Below are 19,670 nucleotides of genomic sequence, written 5' to 3' on the forward strand. Positions count from 1 at the left end.
GGCGACCGTCCCTTCCTCATGTCCTCATGCGGTGGTGTCGCTGCCGTCGGTGAGCAGCGCGGTGAGCAGTTGCCCCAGCCAGACGCGAGCGTGCTCGACGTCCTTGTCCAGCAGCAGTTGGGTGGTGACTCCGTCGTAGGCGGCGACCACGGCGTGCGCGGCGCCGTCGATGTCGCCGAGTACGGCGGGCAGCGCGCTGTGCACCTGTGCGCGGGAGAGCCGGTCGGCGATCGCCCCGCGCAGCCGTGCGCGGTGTTCCAGCAGGGTCCGCGCGACGGCCGGGTCGCGGGCTGCGTGCACCAGGAAGTCCGTCTTCACCAGCAGCCAGTCGCGGTCCAGCAGCAGCACGTCCGTCACCCGGTCCACGGCGGCCGGCACGTCCAGGTCGGGCCCGTCCTGGGCGAGCGCCCCGGACACCTGCTCCGCGATCAGGTCCGCGCGCTGCTGGTAGAGGGCGAAGAACAGCTCGTCCAGGCTGTCGAAGTTGGAGTAGAAGGCGCCCCTGCTGTAACCGGCGGCCTCGCAGACCTCCTCAATGGAGACACGGCCGAACCCCTTGGCGGCGAACACCGCGAACGCGGCGTCGAGGAGATTGGCGCGCGTGCGGACGCGGCGCCTGGTGACGCGCTTGGCCGTGCCCTCCACCGCCATGTCCGGACCTCCATTCGATACGGGAATGTATCCGATACATGAATGTATCCAAAGGGGGTTCGGTCAAGAACGAGGAATTCGATGGGAACAGATTTTCGATTCAGGAGTACGCTGAGACCATGGCCATGCACCTCCAGGGCTCCCTGTTCGACCAAACCGACGAGCTGCGGCTCGGGTCCCTCCCCGGGATCCGCCGGACCCCGCTCGGCCACGGCGCCTGGATCGACGTGCTGCCCGGCTGGCTCAGCGGGGCCGACGCCCTGTTCGAACTGCTGGCAGCCGAGGTGCCCTGGCGTGCGGAACGGCGCACGATGTACGACAACGTCGTCGACGTACCTCGCCTGCTCGCCTTCTACGGCGCTGACGACGCCCTCCCGCACCGTGTCCTGGTGGAGGCGCGCGACGCTCTGTCCGCGCACTACTCCGAGGAGTTGGGCGAACCGTTCACCACGGCCGGGCTCTGCTACTACCGCGACGGCCGGGACAGCGTCGCCTGGCACGGGGACCGGATCGGGCGGGGCGCGCGCGAGGACACGATGGTCGCGATCCTCTCGGTGGGCGCGCCCAGGGATCTGCTGCTGCGCCCCGCGCGGGGCGGCGGCGGGACGGTGCGCAGGCCGCTGGGACACGGCGACCTCATCGTGATGGGCGGCTCCTGCCAGCGGACGTGGGAACATTCCATTCCGAAGACCACGCGCGCCGCGGGACCGCGCATCAGCATCCAGTTCCGCCCGCACGGCGTGCACTGAGGCGGAGAGGCGGCCGCTTCGGGTGCGCGCGGGGGCTGCCTCCGGTGGACGGTGCCGGAGGCAGCCCTTCCACTGGGCAAAGCCCCATCACGCCCCCCCCACACGGTACGGACCCGCCGAACTCGCTTTCACCGAGATCTGCTTTGCTGTGTCCGTCGAGCACGGACCTCACACGCGGGACGATCATGCGCGCAGATGTGCAGCAAGTCGCGGACGGCACCTATCTGGTGCACGGCAGCAACACCAACTGGGTGATCCTGGCCGAAGGGGACGCCGTCACGCTGATCGACACGGGCTACCCCGGGGACCGGTCGAAGCTCCTCGCCTCCCTTGCCGAGGTGGGCAGTTCACCTCAGGCCGTCAGCGCCGTCCTGATCACCCACGCCCACACCGACCACCTGGGCAACGCCGAGTACCTGCGCGCCACGTACGGCACGCCCGTGTACCTCCACGAGGCCGAAGTACCGCACGCGCGCCGGGAGTTCCTGCACCAGGTCGACGTCGGGACGGTCCTGAGGAACGGCTGGCGCCCCGGTGTCCTGCCCTGGGCGATCCACGCGATCCGCTCCGGCGGCACCGCGCACGTCCCCGTCACCTCCCCCGAGCCGTTCCCGTCGGCCGGCCCGCTGGACCTCCCCGGCCGACCCGTCCCAGTGCACACGCCCGGCCACACCGACGGGCACTGCGCCTACCATCTGCCCGGCGCCGGAGTGGTGGTCTCGGGCGACGCCCTGGTCAGCGGGCACTCCACTTCTCGGATCAAGGGACCGCAACTGCTGCCCGACATGTTCCACCGCGAGCGGGCCCGCGCCGTCGCCTCGCTGGACGTCCTCGAAGGGCTCAAGGGCGATGTGCTGCTCCCCGGGCACGGCCCCGTACACCGTGGAGCCGTGCACGAAGCCGCTCTTCAGGCCCGGGAGCGCGCGCTCTAAGGTGAGCTGACGATCACGGCTAGGCGAGGACGAACGCCCCATGGCACTGCAGATCAGCGCGACGAACCCGGAGCACCCCGCGCTCCTGCTGGAACTGCCCTGGCAGCTGCCGCTCGAGGAGTGGCCGGAGGACATCCTGGTCCCGCTGCCGCGCGGTATATCCCGGCACGTCGTGCGCTACGCCCGCGCCGGCAGCGAGGTGATCGCCGTCAAGGAGCTCGCCGAGCGCCCGGCGCTGCGCGAGTACGAGCTCCTGCGCGACCTGGACCGCATCGGCATCCCGTCCGTCGACCCGCTCGCCGTGGTCACCGGCCGCACCGCCGCCGGCGGCGGCTCCCTGGAGTCGGTCCTGATCACCCGGCACCTGGGCGGCTCGATGCCGTACCGCTCGATGTTCGAGACGACGATGCGCCCGGCCACCATGCACCGCCTCATGGACGCGCTGGCCGTGCTGCTGGTCCGCCTCCACCTCGCCGGGTTCGCCTGGGGCGACTGCTCGCTGTCCAACACGCTCTTCCGGCGCGACGCCGGCGCCTACGCCGCGTATCTGGTGGACGCGGAGACGGGCGATCTGCACCCGCAGCTCAGCAACGGCCAGCGCGACTACGACCTGGATCTCGCCCGGGTCAACATCAGCGGTGAACTGCTGGACCTGGAGGCGTCCGGGGCCCTGCACCCCTCGGTGGACCCGATCGAGTTCGGCACCGAGATCTGCGCCCGCTACCACGGCCTGTGGGGGGAACTGACCCGCACGTCGGTGTACCCGGCGGGCAAGTACCACTACATAGAGCGCCGGATACGGCGACTGAACGACCTCGGTTTCGACGTGGCCGAGATGCAGATCGAGCACGCCACCAACGGCGACACGGTCACCTTCGTGCCCAAGGTCGTCGACGCCGGGCACCACCAACGGCAACTGCTGCGTCTGACGGGCCTGGACACCGAGGAGAACCAGGCCCGGCGCCTCCTGAACGACCTGGAGAGCTGGATGGCCACCCAGGACGACTACGCCCCGGGCGACCCCCTCGGCGCCCGCCCCGAGGTCCTCGCGCACCGGTGGGTGCGGGACGTCTTCCGGCCCACCGTGCGGGCCGTGCCCCTGGAGCTGCGCGGCTCCATGGACGCGGCCGAGATCTACCACGAACTGCTCGAACACCGCTGGTACCTGTGCGAGCGGGCGCAGCACGACATCGGCCTGGACGCGGTGGTCGAGGACTACATCACGAACATCCTGCCCAAGGCCCGGGAGACGCTGCAGCCGACTACGTCCGACTGACGTCCGGCCGGCTCAGTCGTGCGGCACCACGGCCACCGGGCAGTCCGCGAGGTGCAGCATGCCGTGCGCCACCGAGCCGATCCGGGCGCCCACGGCCGTCCGGTGCGCACGGCGCCCCACGACCATCAGCTGGGCCCGCCCGGAGACCGACAGCAGCACCTGCCCGCCGCTGCCCATCTCCACGTGCTCGACGACAGGGACGTCGGGGAAGCGCTCCCGCCACGGCCGCAGCGCCTCGCCCAGCGCCTTCTTCTCGTACGGCTCCAGTCCCCCGGCCTCGTCGAGGAGCTTCAGGGAGCCCGGGCTGTAGGCGAACAGCGGCGGCAGGGTCCAGGCCCGCACGGCGCGCACGGTCGCGCCACGCGCCGCGGCCGTCTCGAAGGCGAACCGCAGCGCGGCGGCGCTGTCCTCGGGGTCGCCCTGCTGACCCACGACGATCTCGCGCCCGGCGGCCTCGCCGGACGGCTCGTCCCCGGCCCGTACCCGCACGACGGGCCGCGTGGCCCCGGCGATCGCCTGCTGCCCGACGGAGCCCAGCAGGAACCCGACGACCCGGCCGTGGCCGCGCGAGCCCAGCACCAGTATCTCGGCCTCGTCCGCGGCGGCGATGAGCGTCTCGGCGGGCGGGCCTTCGACGATGTCGGTGGTCACGTCCAGGCCTTGGTGCCGCTCGGTGACGGTGCGGGCCGCCTCGGCCAGTCCGTCGCGCACCCACTGTGCCTGGGTGTCCTCGTCCCCCGCGTCGATCGCGTCGTGCGGCTGGAACCGCCAGGCGTGCACCACCCGCAGGGGGAGCCCCCGGCGGACGGCTTCGCGGGCGGCCCAGGCCAGCCCGGCGAGGCTCTCCTCCGATCCGTCCACCCCTGCCGTGATCGGGCGAGTCATTCCGGCTGCCTCCTCGTGTCGCGGTCACGTTCGTCGAACCCCAGTCTTCACTACCCTGCACCCATGGCTTTGGAGTGGGAGCAGGTGAACGTCGACGCGGCCGACGCCGTGGCCCTCGGCCGCTGGTGGGCCAAGGCTCTCGGCTGGGTCGTGCTCAACGACTCGGCCGACGAGTTCGAGATCCGGCCCGCACCGGACCGGCTGCCCGGCCTGATCTTCGGGCCGGTCCCGGAGGGCAAGACGGTCAAGAACCGCCTCCACCTCGACTTCCGCCCCGACGACCAGGAGGCGGAGGTCGCCCGCCTCCTCGCCCTCGGCGCGCGCCACGCGGACGTCGGGCAGAGCGGCGAGGAGCCGTGGGTCACGCTGGCGGATCCCGAGGGCAACGAGTTTTGCGTGCTCGGCCCACGGCGCACCTGAGCGCGGTCGGCGCCCGCATACCTGAGCGAAGCGGGCGGATCGAACATACGATGGCCGAAAGTCGGCTCGGCGACCGCGCCTCCTGACGTTCGCCGCCGCGCCGTGAACGCGAAGCCCGGGGTGGGAGACGTATGGCACAGGCGTCCGACGCAGCGCGGACCGTCATCCTGACCGTGGACGACGACCCGGGAGTGTCCCGTGCGGTCGCCCGCGACCTGCGGCGGCGCTACGGCGAGTCGCACCGGATCGTGCGCGCGGAGTCCGGCGAGTCCGCGCTGCAGGCGCTGCGCGAGCTGAAGCTGCGCGGCGATCTCGTGGCCGTGATCCTGGCCGACTACCGCATGCCCCAGATGAACGGCATCGAGTTCCTCGAACAGGCCCTGGACGTCTACCCCGGCGCCCGCCGCGTGCTGCTGACCGCGTACGCGGACACGAGCGCGGCGATCGACGCGATCAACGTCGTCGACCTCGATCACTACCTGCTCAAGCCGTGGGATCCGCCGGAGGAGAAGCTCTACCCGGTCCTGGACGACCTGCTGGAGGCGTGGCGGCGCAGCGACTACCGGCCGGTGCCCAGCACCAAGGTCGTCGGCCACCGCTGGTCGGCGCGCTCCTCGGAGGTGCGCGAGTTCCTGGCCCGCAACCAGGTGCCGTACCGCTGGTACTCCGCCGACGAGCCCGAGGGCCGGCGGTTGCTGGCCGCCGCCGAGCAGGACGGGCAGCGGCTGCCGCTGGTGATCACGCCGGACGGGACGCCCCTGGTGGCGCCCGAGGCACCCGAGCTGGCCTCGAAGGTGGGGCTGGCCACGATGCCGACGGCCGACTTCTACGACCTCGTCGTCATCGGCGGCGGCCCGGCCGGGCTCGGCGCGGCCGTGTACGGGGCGTCGGAGGGGCTGCGGACCGTGCTGGTGGAGCGGTCGGCGACGGGCGGGCAGGCCGGGCAGAGCTCCCGGATCGAGAACTACCTCGGCTTCCCGGACGGCGTGTCGGGGGCGCAGCTCACCGACCGGGCCCGGCGGCAGGCGGCGCGGTTCGGCGCCGAGATCCTCACCGCGCGCGAGGTGACGGGGCTGGAGGTCAGCGGGGCCGCCCGGATCGTACGGTTCTCGGACGGCTCGGCGGTCGCCGCGCACAGCGTGATCCTGGCGACCGGCGTGTCGTACCGGCAGCTGGCGGCGCCCGGCTGCGACGACCTGACCGGCCGCGGGCTGTACTACGGGTCGGCGCTCACGGAGGCGCCCGCCTGCCAGGGCCAGGACGTGTACATCGTCGGCGGGGCCAACTCCGCCGGGCAGGCGGCGATGTACCTGGCGCGGGGCGCCAAGTCGGTGACGCTGCTGGTCCGCGGCGAGTCCCTGTCGGCGTCCATGTCGTACTACCTGGTCCAGCAGATCGAAGAGGCGCCGAACATCTCGGTGCGGGCCCGGACGGTCGTGGAGTCCGCGCACGGCTCCGACCACCTGGAGCAGCTGACGCTGCGCGACGTGGACGGCGGGGGGACCGAACTCGTCGACGCCCAGTGGATGTTCGTGTTCATCGGCGCCGCTCCGCTGACCGACTGGCTGGACGAGACGGTGCTGCGGGACGAGCGCGGGTTCATCCTCGCCGGGCCCGACCTGTCGTCCGACGGGCGGCCGCCGGCCGGCTGGGAGCTGGACAGGCCGCCGTACCACCTGGAGACCAACGTCCCCGGCGTGTTCGTGGCGGGTGACGCGCGCTCCGAGTCCGCCAAGCGCGTCGCGTCCGCCGTCGGAGAGGGAGCCATGGCCGTCATGCTCGTCCACCGCTATCTGGAGCAGTCATGAGCGGGCAGCCGATGCCGTGCAACGCCCAGGAGATCGGGTCCCTGTTCCTGTTCGAGAAGCTCACCCCCGAGCAGCTCGGCAGGCTGTGCGACGAGGGGCGGGTGGAGCAGTTCGAGCCCGGACCCGTGTACACCGAGGGTGACCCCTCGACCTGTTTCTACGTGATGATCGAGGGCACCGTCGTGCTGTCCCGCCGGGTCGCCGGCGACGACGTGGAGGTGACGCGGACCTCGCAGCGCGGGGTGTACGCGGGGTCCATGCAGGCGTATCTGGGTGACCGGGTGCGGCAGGTCTACAACAACTCCATGCGCGTCACCGAGCCGACGCGGTTCTTCGTACTGCCCGCGGACACCTTCGCGCAGATCATGCAGGAGTGGTTCCCGATGGCGGTGCATCTGCTGGAGGGGCTCTTTTTCGGTTCGAAGAGCACCCAGCAGGCCATCGGGCAGCGCGAACGGCTGCTGGCGCTCGGCTCGTTGTCCGCCGGACTCACTCATGAGCTCAACAACCCCGCGGCGGCGGCCGTACGGGCGACCTCCACGTTGCGCGAACGCGTGGGCAAGATGCGGCACAAGCTCGCCATCATCACGCAGGGTTCGTACTCCCCCGAGGTCATCGCCAACCTCATCGAGATCCAGGAACGCACCGCCGAGCGGGTCGCCAAGGCCCCCACACTGAGTCCGCTGGAGGCCGCCGACCGGGAGGACGCGCTCAGCGACTGGCTCGACGACCAGGGCATCCAGGAGGGCTGGCGGATCGCGCCCACCTTCGTCCAGGCCGGTCTCGACGTGGACTGGCTGGACCAGGTCGCGGCGGCCGTGGACGAGGAGATCCTGCCGAGCGCGATCGGATGGCTCAACTACACCGTCGAGACCGAGCTGTTGATGGACGAGATCAACGACTCGACCACCCGCATCTCGCATCTCGTGGACGCCGCCAAGCAGTACTCGCAGCTCGACCGCGCGCCCTTCCAGAACGCCGACGTGCACGAACTCCTCGACAGCACCCTGCTGATGCTGTCGGGCAAGATCGGCCCGCAGATCAAGGTCGTCAAGGAGTACGACCGTACGCTCCCGAGGGTTCCCGCGTACCCGGCGGAACTCAACCAGGTGTGGACGAACCTGATCGACAACGCCGTCTCGGCCATCAACAGCGCGGGGGGCGAAGGGACGTTGACCGTGCGGACGGCTCCGGATCACGACCGGCTGCTGGTGGAGTTCCGTGACACGGGTGTCGGCATCCCGGCGGAGAACCGGGGGCGGATCTTCGATCCGTTCTTCACGACGAAGCCCGTGGGTGAGGGCACCGGGCTCGGGCTCGACATCTCCTGGCGGATCGTGACCAACAAGCACCACGGCACGATCCAGGTGCAGTCCGAACCGGGCGACACGCGCTTCCAGGTCCTGCTTCCACTCACGTCCGAGGAGGCTTCATGAACGACGTCAACGGCATCGATCCGAGCGTGCCGCCGAGCGGCAGTGGGTGCGGGGACTGCGACGCGGCCGGCGGGTGGTGGTTCCATCTGCGGCGGTGTGCGCAGTGCGGGCATGTGGGGTGCTGTGACAGTTCGCCCGCGAAGCACGCGACGGCGCATTTCCGGGAGACCGGACATCCCTTCGTGCAGAGCTTCGAGCCGGGTGAGAGCTGGTACTGGAACTACGACACGAACGAGATGTACGAGTCGGGGCCCGAGCTTGCGGCGCCCGGGAGTCATCCGGCCGAGCAGCCGACGCCGGGGCCCGCGGGGCGGGTGCCGGACGACTGGGCGAAGACGTTGCGCGCCTGACGGGCAGAAGCCATGTCGGTGGTGAGTGACAGGATGTATGCGTGTCGCAGACCTCTTTCACCACGCCGCTCATCGGGCGAGACGGCGAGCTCGCTCGCCTCTTCACGGCGCTGGAGCGTGCCCGGGACGGTGAGGCCCGGGCCGTCCTGATCTCCGGGGACGCCGGGGTGGGCAAGACCCGGGTGCTGGACGAGGTCGCGGGGCGGGCGGCTCGGGACGGCATGGTCGTCCTCACCGGGCACTGTGTCGATCTCGGCGATGTCGGGCTGCCGTATCTGCCGTTCACCGAGGTGCTGGGAGTGCTCGCCGGTGACGAGCGGTTCGCGGACGTCCTCACCGCGCATCCGGTGGTCGGGCGGCTGTTGGGGGGCGGTACGGACGCCGTGAGTGACCGGCTGCGGTTGTTCGAGGGCGTCGCCGGGCTGCTGGCCGATCTGGCGGACGTCGCACCGGTGCTGCTGGTGCTGGAGGATCTGCACTGGGCCGACCAGTCGTCGAGGGATCTGCTGCGGTTCCTGCTGAGTCGTGGGCTCTTGCAGCGGCAGGCGGGTGGGGCGCCCGCGCATCGGTTGGCCGTGCTCGCGTCGTACCGCGCGGACGACCTGCATCGGCGGCATCCGCTGCGGCCGCTGCTGGCCGAACTGGTGCGCCTGCCCGTCGTGGAGCGGCTGGAGCTGCGCCCGATGGCCGACACCGAGGTGGCCCGGCTGGTGCGCGCCGTCCAGGAGCGACCGCTGCCGGACAGCACGGTCCGGCGGATCGTCGAGCGGGCCGAGGGAAACGCCTTCTACGCCGAAGAACTGGTCGCGGCGACGGACACCGAGGCCTGCGGGGTGCCCAGCGGGCTGGCCGACGTCCTCCTCATCCGGTTCGAGCAGCTGTCCGACACCACCCAACAGGTGCTGCGTACGGCCGCCGTGGCCGGGCGTCGCGTCGAGCACGACCTGTTGCGCGGCGCCGTGGGGATTTCGGAGGAGGAACTGGAGTCGGCGCTGCGTGAGGCAGTGGGACGGCAGTTGCTCGTGTCGGGCGACGGCGACACGTACGCGTTCCGGCACGCCCTCGCGCGTGAGGCGGTGTACGCGGATCTGCTGCCCGGTGAACGGGCCCGGCTGCACGGTGCGTTCGCCCGGCTGCTCGCCGGACGCGGCCGGCCGGACGAGACGGCGGCGGAGCGCGCCCACCACTACCGCGAGAGCCACGATCTGGCCGAGGCCCTGGCCGCCTCGCTGGAGGCCGCCGACCAGGCGCACCGGGTCGGCGCGCCCGCCGAGGAGCTGCGGCACCTGGAGAGCGCCCTGGATTTGTGGTCGTCGGTGGAGCCGTCCGCGCGGCCGTCGGGCGAGGGCACCGACCGGGTGACGCTGACGCTGCGCGCCTCGGCCGCCGCCGCGCACGCCGGGGAGTCGCACCGCGCGGTCTCCCTCACCCGCTCCGCGCTCGCGGACGTCGGGCAGGACACCGACGCCGAACTCGCCGCCCGGGTGCGCTACACACTCGCCGGGAACCTGCTCGGCGTCGACAGTCTGACAGCGGCCTACGCCTACAGCAGCGAGGCACTCGCCCTGATCCCGGCGAAGCCCCCGTCGCGGACGTGGGTGTGGGCGGCGGCCACGCATGTCCTGGCGGCCCGCCACGTCGGGGAGAAGGAGACCGCCCTGCGGGTCGCCCGCGAAGCCCTGCGCATCGCCGAGAAACTCCAGGTGACGGACGCCCGGGCGGACCTGCTCATCTCGCTGGCCGTTCTTGAGGCCGGCGGCCGGCGCACACCGCAGGGGCGTGAACGGCTGCGCGAGGCCCGGGATCTGGCGCAGCGTTCGGGTAACGCCCCGGTGGAAATGCGTGCCCTGTTCAGCCTCGCCGTCGGCTGCTACGAGTCCGGGGACCTCGAGGAATCGCTGCCCTGGTTGGCGGAAGGGCTGGACCGGGCCCGGCGTGCCGGGTTGCTGTCCTCGCTGTATCCCCTGGAGATGCGGTACCTGCGGCTGCTCGTGCTGTACACGCTGGGCCGTTGGGACGAATGCCTGAGCGTGGCGGCGGCCGACGCCGACGTGCTGCCCGCGGCGGGCGGATACACGGCCGGTCCCGCGCTGTACGTCGCTCTCGCGCGCGGTGACTTCGCGGCCGTCGAGCAGGCCCGCGCCCTGCTGGCGGGTCACTTCGACTGGATGGGCACGCTCATCGCGGGCATCGCGCTCACCGACGCCGCCGCGTGGCGCGGTGACGTGGAGGCTGCGGTGGAGCGGATGCGGTCCTCGGTCGCGGCGCTCACCGACGACGCGGGGACGCTTCCCGACGCCACGATCCGGCTGGCCGCCCTCGCGCTGTCCGCGGTCGGCGACCGGGCGGCCGAGCTGCGCCTGGCCGGTGACGAGGCGGGGCTGCGCCGCTGGGCGGACACGGCGACCGAACTGGTCGAGCTGGCGCGGACGACGGCCGCACGCGGCGGGGACGGCAGGCCTCAGGGCCCGGAAGGCATGGCGTGGCTGGCCCGTGCGGAGGCGGAGTGGGCGCGGACGGTGTCCGGGCCGGACGTGCGGGCGTGGGCGCAGGCGGTGGCGGCGTTCGACTACGGCGACGCGTACGAGCGGGCGCGCTGCCGGCTGCGGCACGCCGAGGCCCTGCTGGCGGCGGACGAGCGTGAGGCGGCGGCCACCGAGGCCCGGGCGGCACGGGAGACGGCGGCCCGCCTCGGTGCGACGCTGCTGCTGGAGCGCGTGGACGCACTGATCCGCCGGGGCCGCCTGGCGGACACCCCCGCCGACCGCTCCTCCTCGCTCACGGCCCGCGAGCAGGACGTGCTGCGGCTCCTCGCCCTCGGCCGCAGCAACCGGCAGATAGGCGAGGAGCTGTACATCACGGGCAAGACGGCGAGCGTCCACGTCTCCAACATCCTCGCCAAGCTGGGCGCCGCGAGCCGTACGGAGGCGGTGGCGATCGCCTACAGGGAAGACCTGATCACCCGCGAGGATGCGGTGGGCTGACGCCCCGTCGTGCACGTCAGCCGGTGGTGTCGCAGTCCAGGGCGGTCAGGTCGACGGCGTCGGCCATCGCCTGCATGCCCTTGTCGTTGGGGTGGATGTGGTCGCCGCCATCGAGGGCGGGCAGCATCCGTGCGGGGTCGTAGGGACTGCGCAGGACGCGGTCGAAGTCGGTGACGGCGTCGAACTCGCCGCTGGTGCGGATGAACTCGTTGACCTCCTGGCGTACGGCCTCGCCGGCCGGGTCCCATTCGTGCCAGCCCTTGAAGGGGGCGACGGTCGCGCCGACGACGCACTTGCCGGCCGCGTGCGCCCGGTCGACGATCTCGCGGTAGCCCTCGATCAGGTCGTCGGCCGTGACCCCCGTATGGGCCTTGATGTCGTTCACGCCCTGGAAGAGGAACACGGTCCGCACACCCGGGTGGGACAGGACGTCCCGCTCCAGCCGGTTCAGCGCGCTCTCTCCGGGGCCGTCCTCAAGAACCTTGTTCCCGGAGATCCCCTCGTTGGCCACGCCCTTCACCGCCGTGTCCGAGCGTTGCAGTCGGCGGGCGAGATAGTCGGGCCAGCGGCGGTTCAGGTCGGTGGTGGACTGCCAGCCGTCGGTGATGGAGTCCCCGAGGGCGGCCACCGCTCCGGTGCCCGCGCGGGCACGCACGGAGACGGCGTCGAGATAGAACCAGGACCCGGTCGGGATGGTCCAGGCGGCGCCGCCCTCGTCGGCGGCGTGGTCGCCCTGGGTCGCGTACGACGTCTGCATGGCCATCCAGTGCCCGGTCGCCGGGCCGCCCGCGTCCGGGCTGTGCAGGCTGACGACGAGGTTGGTCGCGGCGGGCAGCCTGCCGGGCAGCGGGTCGCTCCACACGGTCTCGCCGGCCGGCACGGTGACCGAGCGCTCACCGCCGAAGCTCAGCCGCCGGTTGCTGCCGCGCCGCAGCTCCGCGCCCTGCTTCTGGATGCCCGCGTAGACGTTGTCGAAGGTCAGGGGCCGGTCCCCGAAGGCGTTGGAGAGCCGGATCCGGGTGTCCGTTCCGCCCACGCTGGTATGCACGACGAGCCGGTAGCTGCGGCCGGCGACGCCGTCTGCCATGCGGTCGGCGCTCGCCGCCCAGGTGACGACACCGCTCGCGTCGGCGGTCGCCTCCGCGGGCGGCGACTGGCAGGCGACGACCGTCAGCAGGACGGCGGCCAGCGGGAGCCCGGCCCTCACTCGGCGAAGTCCTTCAGCGTGACCGACGCGCCGGGCCGCAGGGTGACCGTGCGGGACACATCACCGAAAGCGACCGTCGTGGTGCGGCCGCCGACGCTGTGGATCCGGGCCTCGGTCGGGCGTCCGCCGCGCCAGCGCAGATCGACCTCGAAACCGCCCCGCGCCGGGACGCCCCGCACATGGCCCGAGTCGGCCCAGGCGTCGGGGAGCGCCGGGAGGAGCTCGACGTGGCCCGGCCGGGAGTACAGCAGCATCTCCACCATCGCGGCCGGGGTCCCGAAGTTGGCGTCGATCTGGAAGATGCCCCGGCCGCGCTCCACCTCGTAGATGTCGAAGAGGTTGAACGCGGTGCCGTTGCTGCCGTCGGTCGACGGGCGGAGGTTGTTGACGACCAGCTGGTAGGCGTTGTCCGCGTTCTTCAGGCGGGCCCAGCACAGGCTGCGCCAGGCGTTGGCCCAGCCGAAGCTCTCCATGCCGCGCGCGGTGAGCAGGGCGGTGGCGCCGGCGACGATCTCGGCCGGGGTGGAGCCGTCGGGGCGGATGCGGTCGCCGGGGAACAGGTTGATCAGCGGGGACAGGTGGCGGTGCGTGGTCTCACCGAGATTGTCGGGCGACATCCACTCCTCCAGCCAGCCGGTGGTCGGGCTGACCTGCGGCAGGTACAGCTTTCTGCGCAGTGCGGCGATCGTATCGGCGTAGTCGGTGTCCCGCCGGAGTTCGGCGGCCGCGGTGCAATAGTTCCCGAACATTGTCCACACGACTTCCTGAGCATAGGTGATGCCCTTGGCGTCCTGCGGACCGTGCTCGGGAGACCAGTCGCGGTCGTCCACGAGCACCTCCTTCGAGGTGCCGGGGAGGGTGACGGTGAGCAGCCGCGCCTCCCAGAACTCGCACGCGCCCTTGAGGAGCGGATAGATCTTCCTCAGGTACTCGCGTGACCCGGTGTACTCGTAGTGCTCCCACAAGGTGGTGCACAACCAGGCGTTGCCCGCCGGATGCCACCACCAGCCGCTGCCGCCGTAGGGGTTGGTGGAGAAGGCGACGGCCCAGCCTGCGTTCTTGCCGCTGGAGTTGCGGTAGCGGTTGCGCGGGTCGTTGAACAGGCGGCGGGTGGTGTCGGTCCAGGAGGAGAGCTGGGCGAGGCAGTAGTCCGTGAAGGCGTCGAAGCAGGGTGACAGGCCGGTGCGGTCGGCCATCCAGTAGTTCATCTGGATGTTGATGTCGGTGTGGTAGTCACCCATCCAGTCCGGGTCGTTGCCGTCCAGCCAAAGGCCCTGGAGGCCCATCGGCAGGCTGTCACGCGAGCTGGTGATCATGAGATACCGGCCGTACTGGAGGTAGGCCGCTTCCAGTTCCGGGTCGGGTTCGGGATCGCGGGTGCGGGCGTGCAGGCGCTCCCAGGTGTCCAGTTCGCGCTGCGCGTCGGTGGAGGTGCCGAGGGAGAGGCCGAGTCGTCCGTACAGGGCGCGGTAGTCGGCGACGTGGGTGCGCCGCAGGGCGTCGGCGGATTCCTCGGCGGCGGCGCGGGTCTTCGTACGGGCGAGGCGCTCCGGGTCGAGGGAGGGGTTGCGGAAGCCGGCCTCGGCGTCGGGCGCGTAGTTGGTGCCGGCGCTGACGACCACGGTGAGGTCCTTGCAGCCGGAGAAGTCGATACGGGTGCCGTTGACGGTGACCTTGCCGCCGCTGCCGCGGGCCTGTACGGCGGCGCCGTAGCGCAGGCCGTTGGGGAGGGCCGCGCCGAACGACTCGGCGGTGGTCGGCTTCTCGCCGTGGGTGCCGGTCAGGGTGATGGTGCCGGTGTAGCGGCCGCCGCCGCTCTGCGTGAAGCGCAGGACGATGACGTCGTCGGGGTGGCTGGCGTACATCTCGCGCCGGTAGGTCACGCCGGAGCGGACGTAGGAGCTGGTGACCAGGCCCTGGGCGAGGTCGAGGGTGCGGCGGTAGCCGGAGACGGCGCCGAGGTCGTGGTCGGGGATGTCGGCGGTGAGCCTGGCGAGCAGCGTGAAGGAGCCGAAGTCGGAACGGCCGTAGGGGAACTGGCCGTCCTGGTCCAGGGTGTCGTTGAGACCGCCGGTCCACATGGTGGCGTCGGTGATCAGGAGAAGCTCACGGCCGGGGTCGTTGCTCGCGAGGGCTCCGATGCGGCCGTTGCCCAGGGGGAGGCCCTGTTCGATGAGTGAGCTTTCGTCGCCCGGGGCCTGCCACCACAGCCGCTCGCTGGAGGCGTCGGCGGGGAGCGGGACTTCGGCGGGGCGGACGGGGGCGGCGGAGGCGGTGAACGTGGGCAGCGTGCCGAGGGCGGCGGTGAGGCCGGCGGTGGTGGCGAGGGAGAGGAGGGTTCTTCGGCTCGGCTCGTTCGGGCTGGTGTTCATGCGGGGCTCCGGATGCGTCTGGGCCGGGGCCCGGCGCGCGGCCGGGCCCCGATGGAGGGAGGTCAGAGAGACTTCTGCACGTCGATCCGGTCGATGTCCGGCGCGTAGCCGGTCCCGCTGTCGAACGTGATCGTGTTCGCCCCGGCCTTCAGCTTCACCGGCACGTGGACGCTGTTCACCGTGCCCCAGTCGCCCGTGGACGCGAACTTGTGCGAGGTGCCGCCGCCTCCGTTGGCCGAGACGGAGATCGAACGGGCGTCACCGCTGACGTAGGCGACCTTGATCTGGTAGGTGCCGGCCGTGGGGACCACTACGTCGTCGAGGGTCAGCTTGCCTCCGGTGTAGAGGTTGCCGACCTTGCGGCCGTCGGAGCAGGCGGAGCAGTCGGCGACGGAGGCGTTGCCGCTCAGGGTGCCCGCCTCGGCCTCGTAGGCGGTCCAGGCGAGGTCGGTGCCGCGCGGGGTGACGGTGAACAGGCGGGAGCCGTGCGCGGGGAGGGCCTGGGTGATCTTGTCGGCGTGGGAGCCGAGGCTCTCCTCGTGCCACACGTCGCGCACCGAGGCCCTGCCCTTGAAGCCGAGGGTCGACCAGTTGGCGGTCACCGAGGCGGGGGCGTCGGAGAGGTTGAACAGCGCGACGGTGTAGGTGCCGTTCGGGTTCTTCGCGGCCCACACCTGCTGGGGGTCGGAGGCGGTGACGGGCTCGGCGGGCGGGGCGCTGCTCTGGTTGATCGCGATGACCTCGCGGTTGGTCAGCAGCGACAGGCCGTAGGAGTCGAGCCTGGTGAGGTCGTCGCCAGTGAACAGCGGAGACTTGGCTATGGCCCACAGGGTCGCGTAGCTCTGCCGCTCGGCTTTGGTGAGGCCGTCCATCTCGCCGTTGCCGACGTTGAGGGAGTCGAGGTCGTTCCAGCCACCGGGTCCGGCGTGGGCGGTCCAGGCGGGGGCGTCGTCCCAGCGGTCGTCGACCGAGTTCTCCCAGGTGACCAGGGTGTTGCAGTAGCACTCGACGTCGGTGTCGATGCGCCAGCCGTTGGAGTACTTCTTCCAGTCCTCGACGTGCCCGTAGTCGAGGGACCAGGACAGCTCCAGGTGGATCGGGCGGCCGGCGGTCCTGATGGCCCTCTGCCAGGCGGCGACGTCGGCGACGTTGTTGTAGTTGTCACCGCTCTTGAAGGAGCCGGGGCCCACGCCGTCGAGCTTCAGGAAGTCGTAGCCCCAGTCGGCGAACATCTGCGCCTGGGAGTCGATGTACTTCTGGGCGCAGGGGTTCGAGAAGTCGATCTTGTAGGCGCTGTCCCAGCCGTTGGTGGTGCGCAGGTCGTCGTGGACGATGTCGCCGGTGGTGCAGCCGTCGGCGTTCCAGATCGGGTTCTTGCCGTCGTTGTACGCCCCCTTCTCCAGGCCGACCGGAAGATAGATGCCGGCCTTCAGGCCCTTGGAGTGGATGCGGTCGGCGACGGCCTTCATGCCGCTGGGGAAGCGCAACGGGTCGGCCTTCTGCCGGCCGTACTCGTCGAACTGCGACTTCCAGGACCAGTCCATCCACCAGCCGGCGTCGATGTTGACGTACTCGTAGCCGTACTTCTTCAGCTTGGCGGCCATGGCGTCGGTCTGCTTGGTGACGTTGGCCTCGGACAGGTAGCTGTAGTCGCCCTTCGGGTTGAGGCCCGGGTACTTCGACGACTGCATGGTCCAGCTCGTCCAGCCCATGTAGGGCTTGGCGGCCACGGTGGAGGGCGGGGCGGCCGGCGGCATGGGCGTCTCGGCCTGTGCGGCGGGGACGGCGGCCGTGACACCGGCGGTGAGGGCCAGGACCACGACGGCTCTCAGGGCGCGTGCGGGCATGACGGAGTACGAGGATGACCTCATGGGTCGTACCTCCCGGGGTTGGTTCAGCGGTACTGGGGCTGGTCGTCGGCTCTGATGAAGGACTGGATCGCGGTGGCCGCGGCCCCGCGCGCCCACTCCTCGAAGGGCAGCGGGCGGGTCTGAACGTCGCACTGGGCGGCGGAGCCGAACGCGGCCGCGGCGAAGGCGTCGCGGATCTGTTCGGCGAACAGGTCGTAGGCGGCGAGTCCCTCGCCGGAGATGATCACCCGCTCGGGGCCGAGCAGGTTGGCCACGGTGGCGATGCCGCGTCCGATCGCCGCGCCGGCGCGCGCGTAGGCCTCGCGCGCTCCGGCGACACCGCGGTGGGCGAGGGCCACGGCCTCTGCGGTGTCGGCGACCTCGACGCCGGTGGTCTCGCGGATCCGCCGGACGATCGCGGCGTCCCCCGCGATGGCCTCCACACAGCCGCGGTTGCCGCAGTGGCAGGGCGGGCCGGCAGGGTCGACGGTCACGTGCCCGATCTCCCCGGCCACGCCGTGCGCACCGGCGACGACGCGGCCGTGCACCACGAGGCCGCACCCGATACCGGCGCCGACGGTCACCACGGCGAAGTCGGAGAGCCCCACGCCGGCGCCGAACCACTGCTCGGCGACGGTCAGGGCCCGTACGTCGTTGTCGACGGTGACCGGCAATCCGGTGGTCGCGGCGGCGAGTTCGGCGAGGGGCACGTCCCGCCACTCCAGGAACGGGGAGTAGCGGACGACTCCGGCGCCGCGGTCCACGTCACCGGAGACGGCGATTCCGAGGCCGAGGACCGGCACGCCCGAGTCGCCGGCCTCGGCGAGCAGTTCGCCCGCCAGCTCGGCGACCGAGGCCAGCACGCGCTTGGGCTCCCGGTCCGGGAGCGGGGCGTGCCGGGCGACGCGGATGCGGCAGCACAGGTCGGTGAGGACGGCGATGACCTCGTCGCCGGTCACCTTGATGCCGATGAACAGCGCCCGTCCGCCGTCGACCCGAACCGGGTTGGCGGGGCGGCCCAGCGCGGGCCGGGCCGGCTCGTCCACGTCCTCCACCAGGTAGCCGGCTTCGATGAGCGGCCGGACCGCCTTGGTGACGGCGGCCGGGGACAGTCCCGCGCGCCGGGCCACCTCCAGGCGGGTGAGCGGGCCATGGCTCAGGACCGTGGTGAAGATCTGCGAGGCGGCCGGTGTGTTCGCCGGGAACGTCTCGGCACGGCGGATCGAGGACATGCCCGGAACCTAGAGGGCTTATTTTCCGCCGTCAATAAAAGAAGCAGGATTCCTTGACGAACCACTGAAGGACTCCCACCCGGTGATCCCAGCCTGTCCAACTGTGCGTCGTCTGTGGCGATCTGACGCGATGCGAGAGGGTTGCCCCGCGCGAAGCTGATCGTTCTCGTATGAGCAGCACATAGACAGAAACGTGAGGAATCCGGATGGTCTCAGCAACGGTGGTCAGAGGTACGGCGGTAGCGGCGGCCGTGATGTCGCTCCTGGCGGTTCCCGCCCACGCCGCGCCCGGGCGACCCGGCGCCGCCGCGGTCGACGCCAAGGCGGCCGGCCTGCCCGCCCCCGACGTCGACGGCATCTGGACCGTCCTGCGCACGGCGCGGCAGCACGGCGCACCCGGCGCGATCGCGCGCCTCGACGACGGCGACTCCGCCCACTGGGCGGCGGTGGGCGTCGCCGACCGCAAGTCAGGGCGGGCCATCAGCAACGCCGATCGGTTCCGTATCGGCAGCGTCACCAAGACCTTCTCGGCCGTCGTCCTGCTGCAACTGGTCCAGGAGAAGCGGCTGCAGCTGGACGCTCCGGTCAACCGCTATCTGCCGGGGCTGCTGCCCGACGGCGGCATCACGGTGCGGCATGTGCTCAGCCACCGCAGCGGCCTGCACGACTACACCAACGAGATGTTCGCGCGGACGGTTCCCGGCTTCGAGGCGGTCCGCACCAAGGTGTTCACGTACCGTCAGCTGGTGAACCGGTCCCTGAGCAAGCCGCGGACCACGAAGCCGGGCGGCGCCTACTCCTACTCCAACACCAACTTCGTCGTCGCCGGAATGCTCATCGAGAAGCTCACCGGGCGCTCCGTGGGCACCGAGTACCGGAAACGCATCATCGAACCGCTGAAGCTGCGCGACACCTTCTACGTGCACCCCGGCACGAAGATCCCCGGGCGTCACACCCGCGGCTATCTCACCCCGGACACGGCCGGCGCGGCGCTCGTCGACGCCACCGAGCAGACGGTGTCCTGGGCGCAGAGCGCGGGCGCGGTCGTCTCCAGCACCCGGGACCTCAACACGTTCCTGTCGGCGCTGCTCGGCGGCCGGCTCACCTCCCGGGCCCAGCTGGCCCAGATGCAGCGCTGGGTACCGGCGGGCGGCGTGCAGTCGTACGGGCTGGGACTGCGGCGCCGCGATCTGTCGTGCGGGGTCTCCGTGTACGGCCACACCGGCGCCGTGCAGGGCTACTACACGTACGCGTTCGCCTCCAAGGACGGCAGGCGCAGCCTCGCCGCGCTCGCCAACACCTCCAACAACGGCACGGTCCTCAACTCCATGATGGGCACGCTGGAGTCCGCCTTCTGCGGCAAGAAGGCGAAGCCGCAAAAGCGTGCCGCTGTGGTCGAACGGCACGAGGACATCGAACCCGGGATCCGGCTCCCCCTGGGCCCGAACGCGAGCTGAGGACGCGGGCGGGTCGGGAACCCGCGAGATCCGGTGGACGTTTCCAGGACAACCCCACCGG

The 19,670-nt window shown here is 71.4% G+C and carries 15 protein-coding genes; 9 read left to right on the forward strand and 6 right to left on the reverse strand.

The window, feature by feature from the left end; all coding sequences use genetic code 11:
• Positions 1-24 precede the first annotated feature (24 nt).
• Positions 25-651, reverse strand: a complete 627-nt coding sequence (locus AB5J55_RS02530) for a TetR/AcrR family transcriptional regulator (RefSeq protein WP_369269049.1) — start codon at positions 649-651, stop codon at positions 25-27.
• 119 nt (positions 652-770) lie between these two features.
• Here AB5J55_RS02530 and AB5J55_RS02535 point away from each other — a divergent pair, with 119 nt between their 5' ends.
• From AB5J55_RS02535 to AB5J55_RS02545, 3 genes are all read left to right on the forward strand, one after another.
• Complete coding sequence (locus AB5J55_RS02535; RefSeq protein ID WP_369269050.1) at positions 771-1,400, forward strand: alpha-ketoglutarate-dependent dioxygenase AlkB; 630 nt, start codon at positions 771-773, stop codon at positions 1,398-1,400.
• 185 nt (positions 1,401-1,585) lie between these two features.
• Complete coding sequence (locus tag AB5J55_RS02540; protein WP_369269051.1) at positions 1,586-2,332, forward strand: MBL fold metallo-hydrolase; 747 nt, start codon at positions 1,586-1,588, stop codon at positions 2,330-2,332.
• Between the two features lie 40 nt (positions 2,333-2,372).
• The gene (locus AB5J55_RS02545) at positions 2,373-3,608 is read left to right on the forward strand and encodes a DUF4032 domain-containing protein (protein WP_369269052.1); all 1,236 of its coding nucleotides are present in this window, start codon (positions 2,373-2,375) and stop codon (positions 3,606-3,608) included.
• Between the two features lie 12 nt (positions 3,609-3,620).
• Here the strand turns inward: AB5J55_RS02545 and AB5J55_RS02550 are convergent, their stop codons facing one another.
• On the reverse strand, positions 3,621-4,493 hold the full coding sequence (locus tag AB5J55_RS02550; protein WP_369269053.1) for a universal stress protein: 873 nt from the start codon (positions 4,491-4,493) through the stop codon (positions 3,621-3,623).
• Positions 4,494-4,556: 63 nt separating this feature from the next.
• On the opposite strand from AB5J55_RS02550, the gene AB5J55_RS02555 reads away from it, so the two are divergent.
• The 5 genes from AB5J55_RS02555 (at position 4,557) to AB5J55_RS02575 (ending at position 11,491) form a co-directional block, all read left to right on the forward strand.
• On the forward strand, positions 4,557-4,913 hold the full coding sequence (locus tag AB5J55_RS02555) for a VOC family protein (RefSeq protein ID WP_369269054.1): 357 nt from the start codon (positions 4,557-4,559) through the stop codon (positions 4,911-4,913).
• A gap of 131 nt (positions 4,914-5,044) precedes the next feature.
• Positions 5,045-6,721 (forward strand): FAD-dependent oxidoreductase, encoded by a 1,677-nt coding sequence (locus AB5J55_RS02560; protein ID WP_369269055.1) that lies wholly within the window; start codon positions 5,045-5,047, stop codon positions 6,719-6,721.
• Positions 6,718-8,157: an ATP-binding protein gene (locus tag AB5J55_RS02565; protein WP_369269056.1), complete on the forward strand. Its 1,440-nt coding sequence runs from the start codon at positions 6,718-6,720 to the stop codon at positions 8,155-8,157. The genes AB5J55_RS02560 and AB5J55_RS02565 overlap by 4 nt, the downstream gene beginning before the upstream one ends.
• Entirely contained in the window at positions 8,154-8,507 is a 354-nt protein-coding gene (locus tag AB5J55_RS02570; RefSeq protein ID WP_369269057.1) for a UBP-type zinc finger domain-containing protein, read from the forward strand. Before AB5J55_RS02565 ends, AB5J55_RS02570 begins: the two co-directional genes overlap by 4 nt.
• Positions 8,508-8,548: 41 nt before the next feature.
• Positions 8,549-11,491, forward strand: a complete 2,943-nt coding sequence (locus AB5J55_RS02575; protein WP_369269058.1) for an AAA family ATPase — start codon at positions 8,549-8,551, stop codon at positions 11,489-11,491.
• Positions 11,492-11,507: 16 nt separating this feature from the next.
• Here the strand turns inward: AB5J55_RS02575 and AB5J55_RS02580 are convergent, their stop codons facing one another.
• The 4 genes from AB5J55_RS02580 to AB5J55_RS02595 all read right to left on the reverse strand — a co-directional run bounded on the left by AB5J55_RS02580 (position 11,508) and on the right by AB5J55_RS02595 (position 18,152).
• Positions 11,508-12,668 (reverse strand): SGNH/GDSL hydrolase family protein, encoded by a 1,161-nt coding sequence (locus AB5J55_RS02580; protein WP_369276068.1) that lies wholly within the window; start codon positions 12,666-12,668, stop codon positions 11,508-11,510.
• Positions 12,669-12,694: 26 nt separating this feature from the next.
• Positions 12,695-15,070, reverse strand: a complete 2,376-nt coding sequence (locus AB5J55_RS02585; protein ID WP_369269059.1) for a glycoside hydrolase N-terminal domain-containing protein — start codon at positions 15,068-15,070, stop codon at positions 12,695-12,697.
• A gap of 62 nt (positions 15,071-15,132) precedes the next feature.
• Positions 15,133-16,941, reverse strand: a complete 1,809-nt coding sequence (locus AB5J55_RS02590; protein WP_369269060.1) for a CBM35 domain-containing protein — start codon at positions 16,939-16,941, stop codon at positions 15,133-15,135.
• Positions 16,942-16,964: 23 nt separating this feature from the next.
• Positions 16,965-18,152, reverse strand: coding sequence for an ROK family protein (locus AB5J55_RS02595; RefSeq protein ID WP_369269061.1), 1,188 nt, complete (start codon positions 18,150-18,152; stop codon positions 16,965-16,967).
• Between the two features lie 206 nt (positions 18,153-18,358).
• Here AB5J55_RS02595 and AB5J55_RS02600 point away from each other — a divergent pair, with 206 nt between their 5' ends.
• Complete coding sequence (locus AB5J55_RS02600) at positions 18,359-19,609, forward strand: serine hydrolase domain-containing protein (RefSeq protein WP_369269062.1); 1,251 nt, start codon at positions 18,359-18,361, stop codon at positions 19,607-19,609.
• Positions 19,610-19,670: the final 61 nt, after the last annotated feature.

The organism is Streptomyces sp. R11 (genome assembly GCF_041051905.1).
Taxonomy (GTDB): Bacteria; Actinomycetota; Actinomycetes; order Streptomycetales; family Streptomycetaceae; genus Streptomyces.

What these genes read in the sequence shown, in the direction of transcription:
- AB5J55_RS02530 (WP_369269049.1), bottom strand. Translation starts at nt 651, where the DNA reads ATGGCGGTGGAGGGCACGGCCAAGCGCGTCACCAGGCGCCGCGTCCGC.
- AB5J55_RS02535 (WP_369269050.1), top strand. Translation starts at nt 771, where the DNA reads ATGGCCATGCACCTCCAGGGCTCCCTGTTCGACCAAACCGACGAGCTG.
- AB5J55_RS02540 (WP_369269051.1), top strand. Translation starts at nt 1,586, where the DNA reads ATGCGCGCAGATGTGCAGCAAGTCGCGGACGGCACCTATCTGGTGCAC.
- AB5J55_RS02545 (WP_369269052.1), top strand. Translation starts at nt 2,373, where the DNA reads ATGGCACTGCAGATCAGCGCGACGAACCCGGAGCACCCCGCGCTCCTG.
- AB5J55_RS02550 (WP_369269053.1), bottom strand. Translation starts at nt 4,493, where the DNA reads ATGACTCGCCCGATCACGGCAGGGGTGGACGGATCGGAGGAGAGCCTC.
- AB5J55_RS02555 (WP_369269054.1), top strand. Translation starts at nt 4,557, where the DNA reads ATGGCTTTGGAGTGGGAGCAGGTGAACGTCGACGCGGCCGACGCCGTG.
- AB5J55_RS02560 (WP_369269055.1), top strand. Translation starts at nt 5,045, where the DNA reads ATGGCACAGGCGTCCGACGCAGCGCGGACCGTCATCCTGACCGTGGAC.
- AB5J55_RS02565 (WP_369269056.1), top strand. Translation starts at nt 6,718, where the DNA reads ATGAGCGGGCAGCCGATGCCGTGCAACGCCCAGGAGATCGGGTCCCTG.
- AB5J55_RS02570 (WP_369269057.1), top strand. Translation starts at nt 8,154, where the DNA reads ATGAACGACGTCAACGGCATCGATCCGAGCGTGCCGCCGAGCGGCAGT.
- AB5J55_RS02585 (WP_369269059.1), bottom strand. Translation starts at nt 15,070, where the DNA reads ATGAACACCAGCCCGAACGAGCCGAGCCGAAGAACCCTCCTCTCCCTC.
- AB5J55_RS02590 (WP_369269060.1), bottom strand. Translation starts at nt 16,941, where the DNA reads ATGAGGTCATCCTCGTACTCCGTCATGCCCGCACGCGCCCTGAGAGCC.
- AB5J55_RS02595 (WP_369269061.1), bottom strand. Translation starts at nt 18,152, where the DNA reads ATGTCCTCGATCCGCCGTGCCGAGACGTTCCCGGCGAACACACCGGCC.
- AB5J55_RS02600 (WP_369269062.1), top strand. Translation starts at nt 18,359, where the DNA reads ATGGTCTCAGCAACGGTGGTCAGAGGTACGGCGGTAGCGGCGGCCGTG.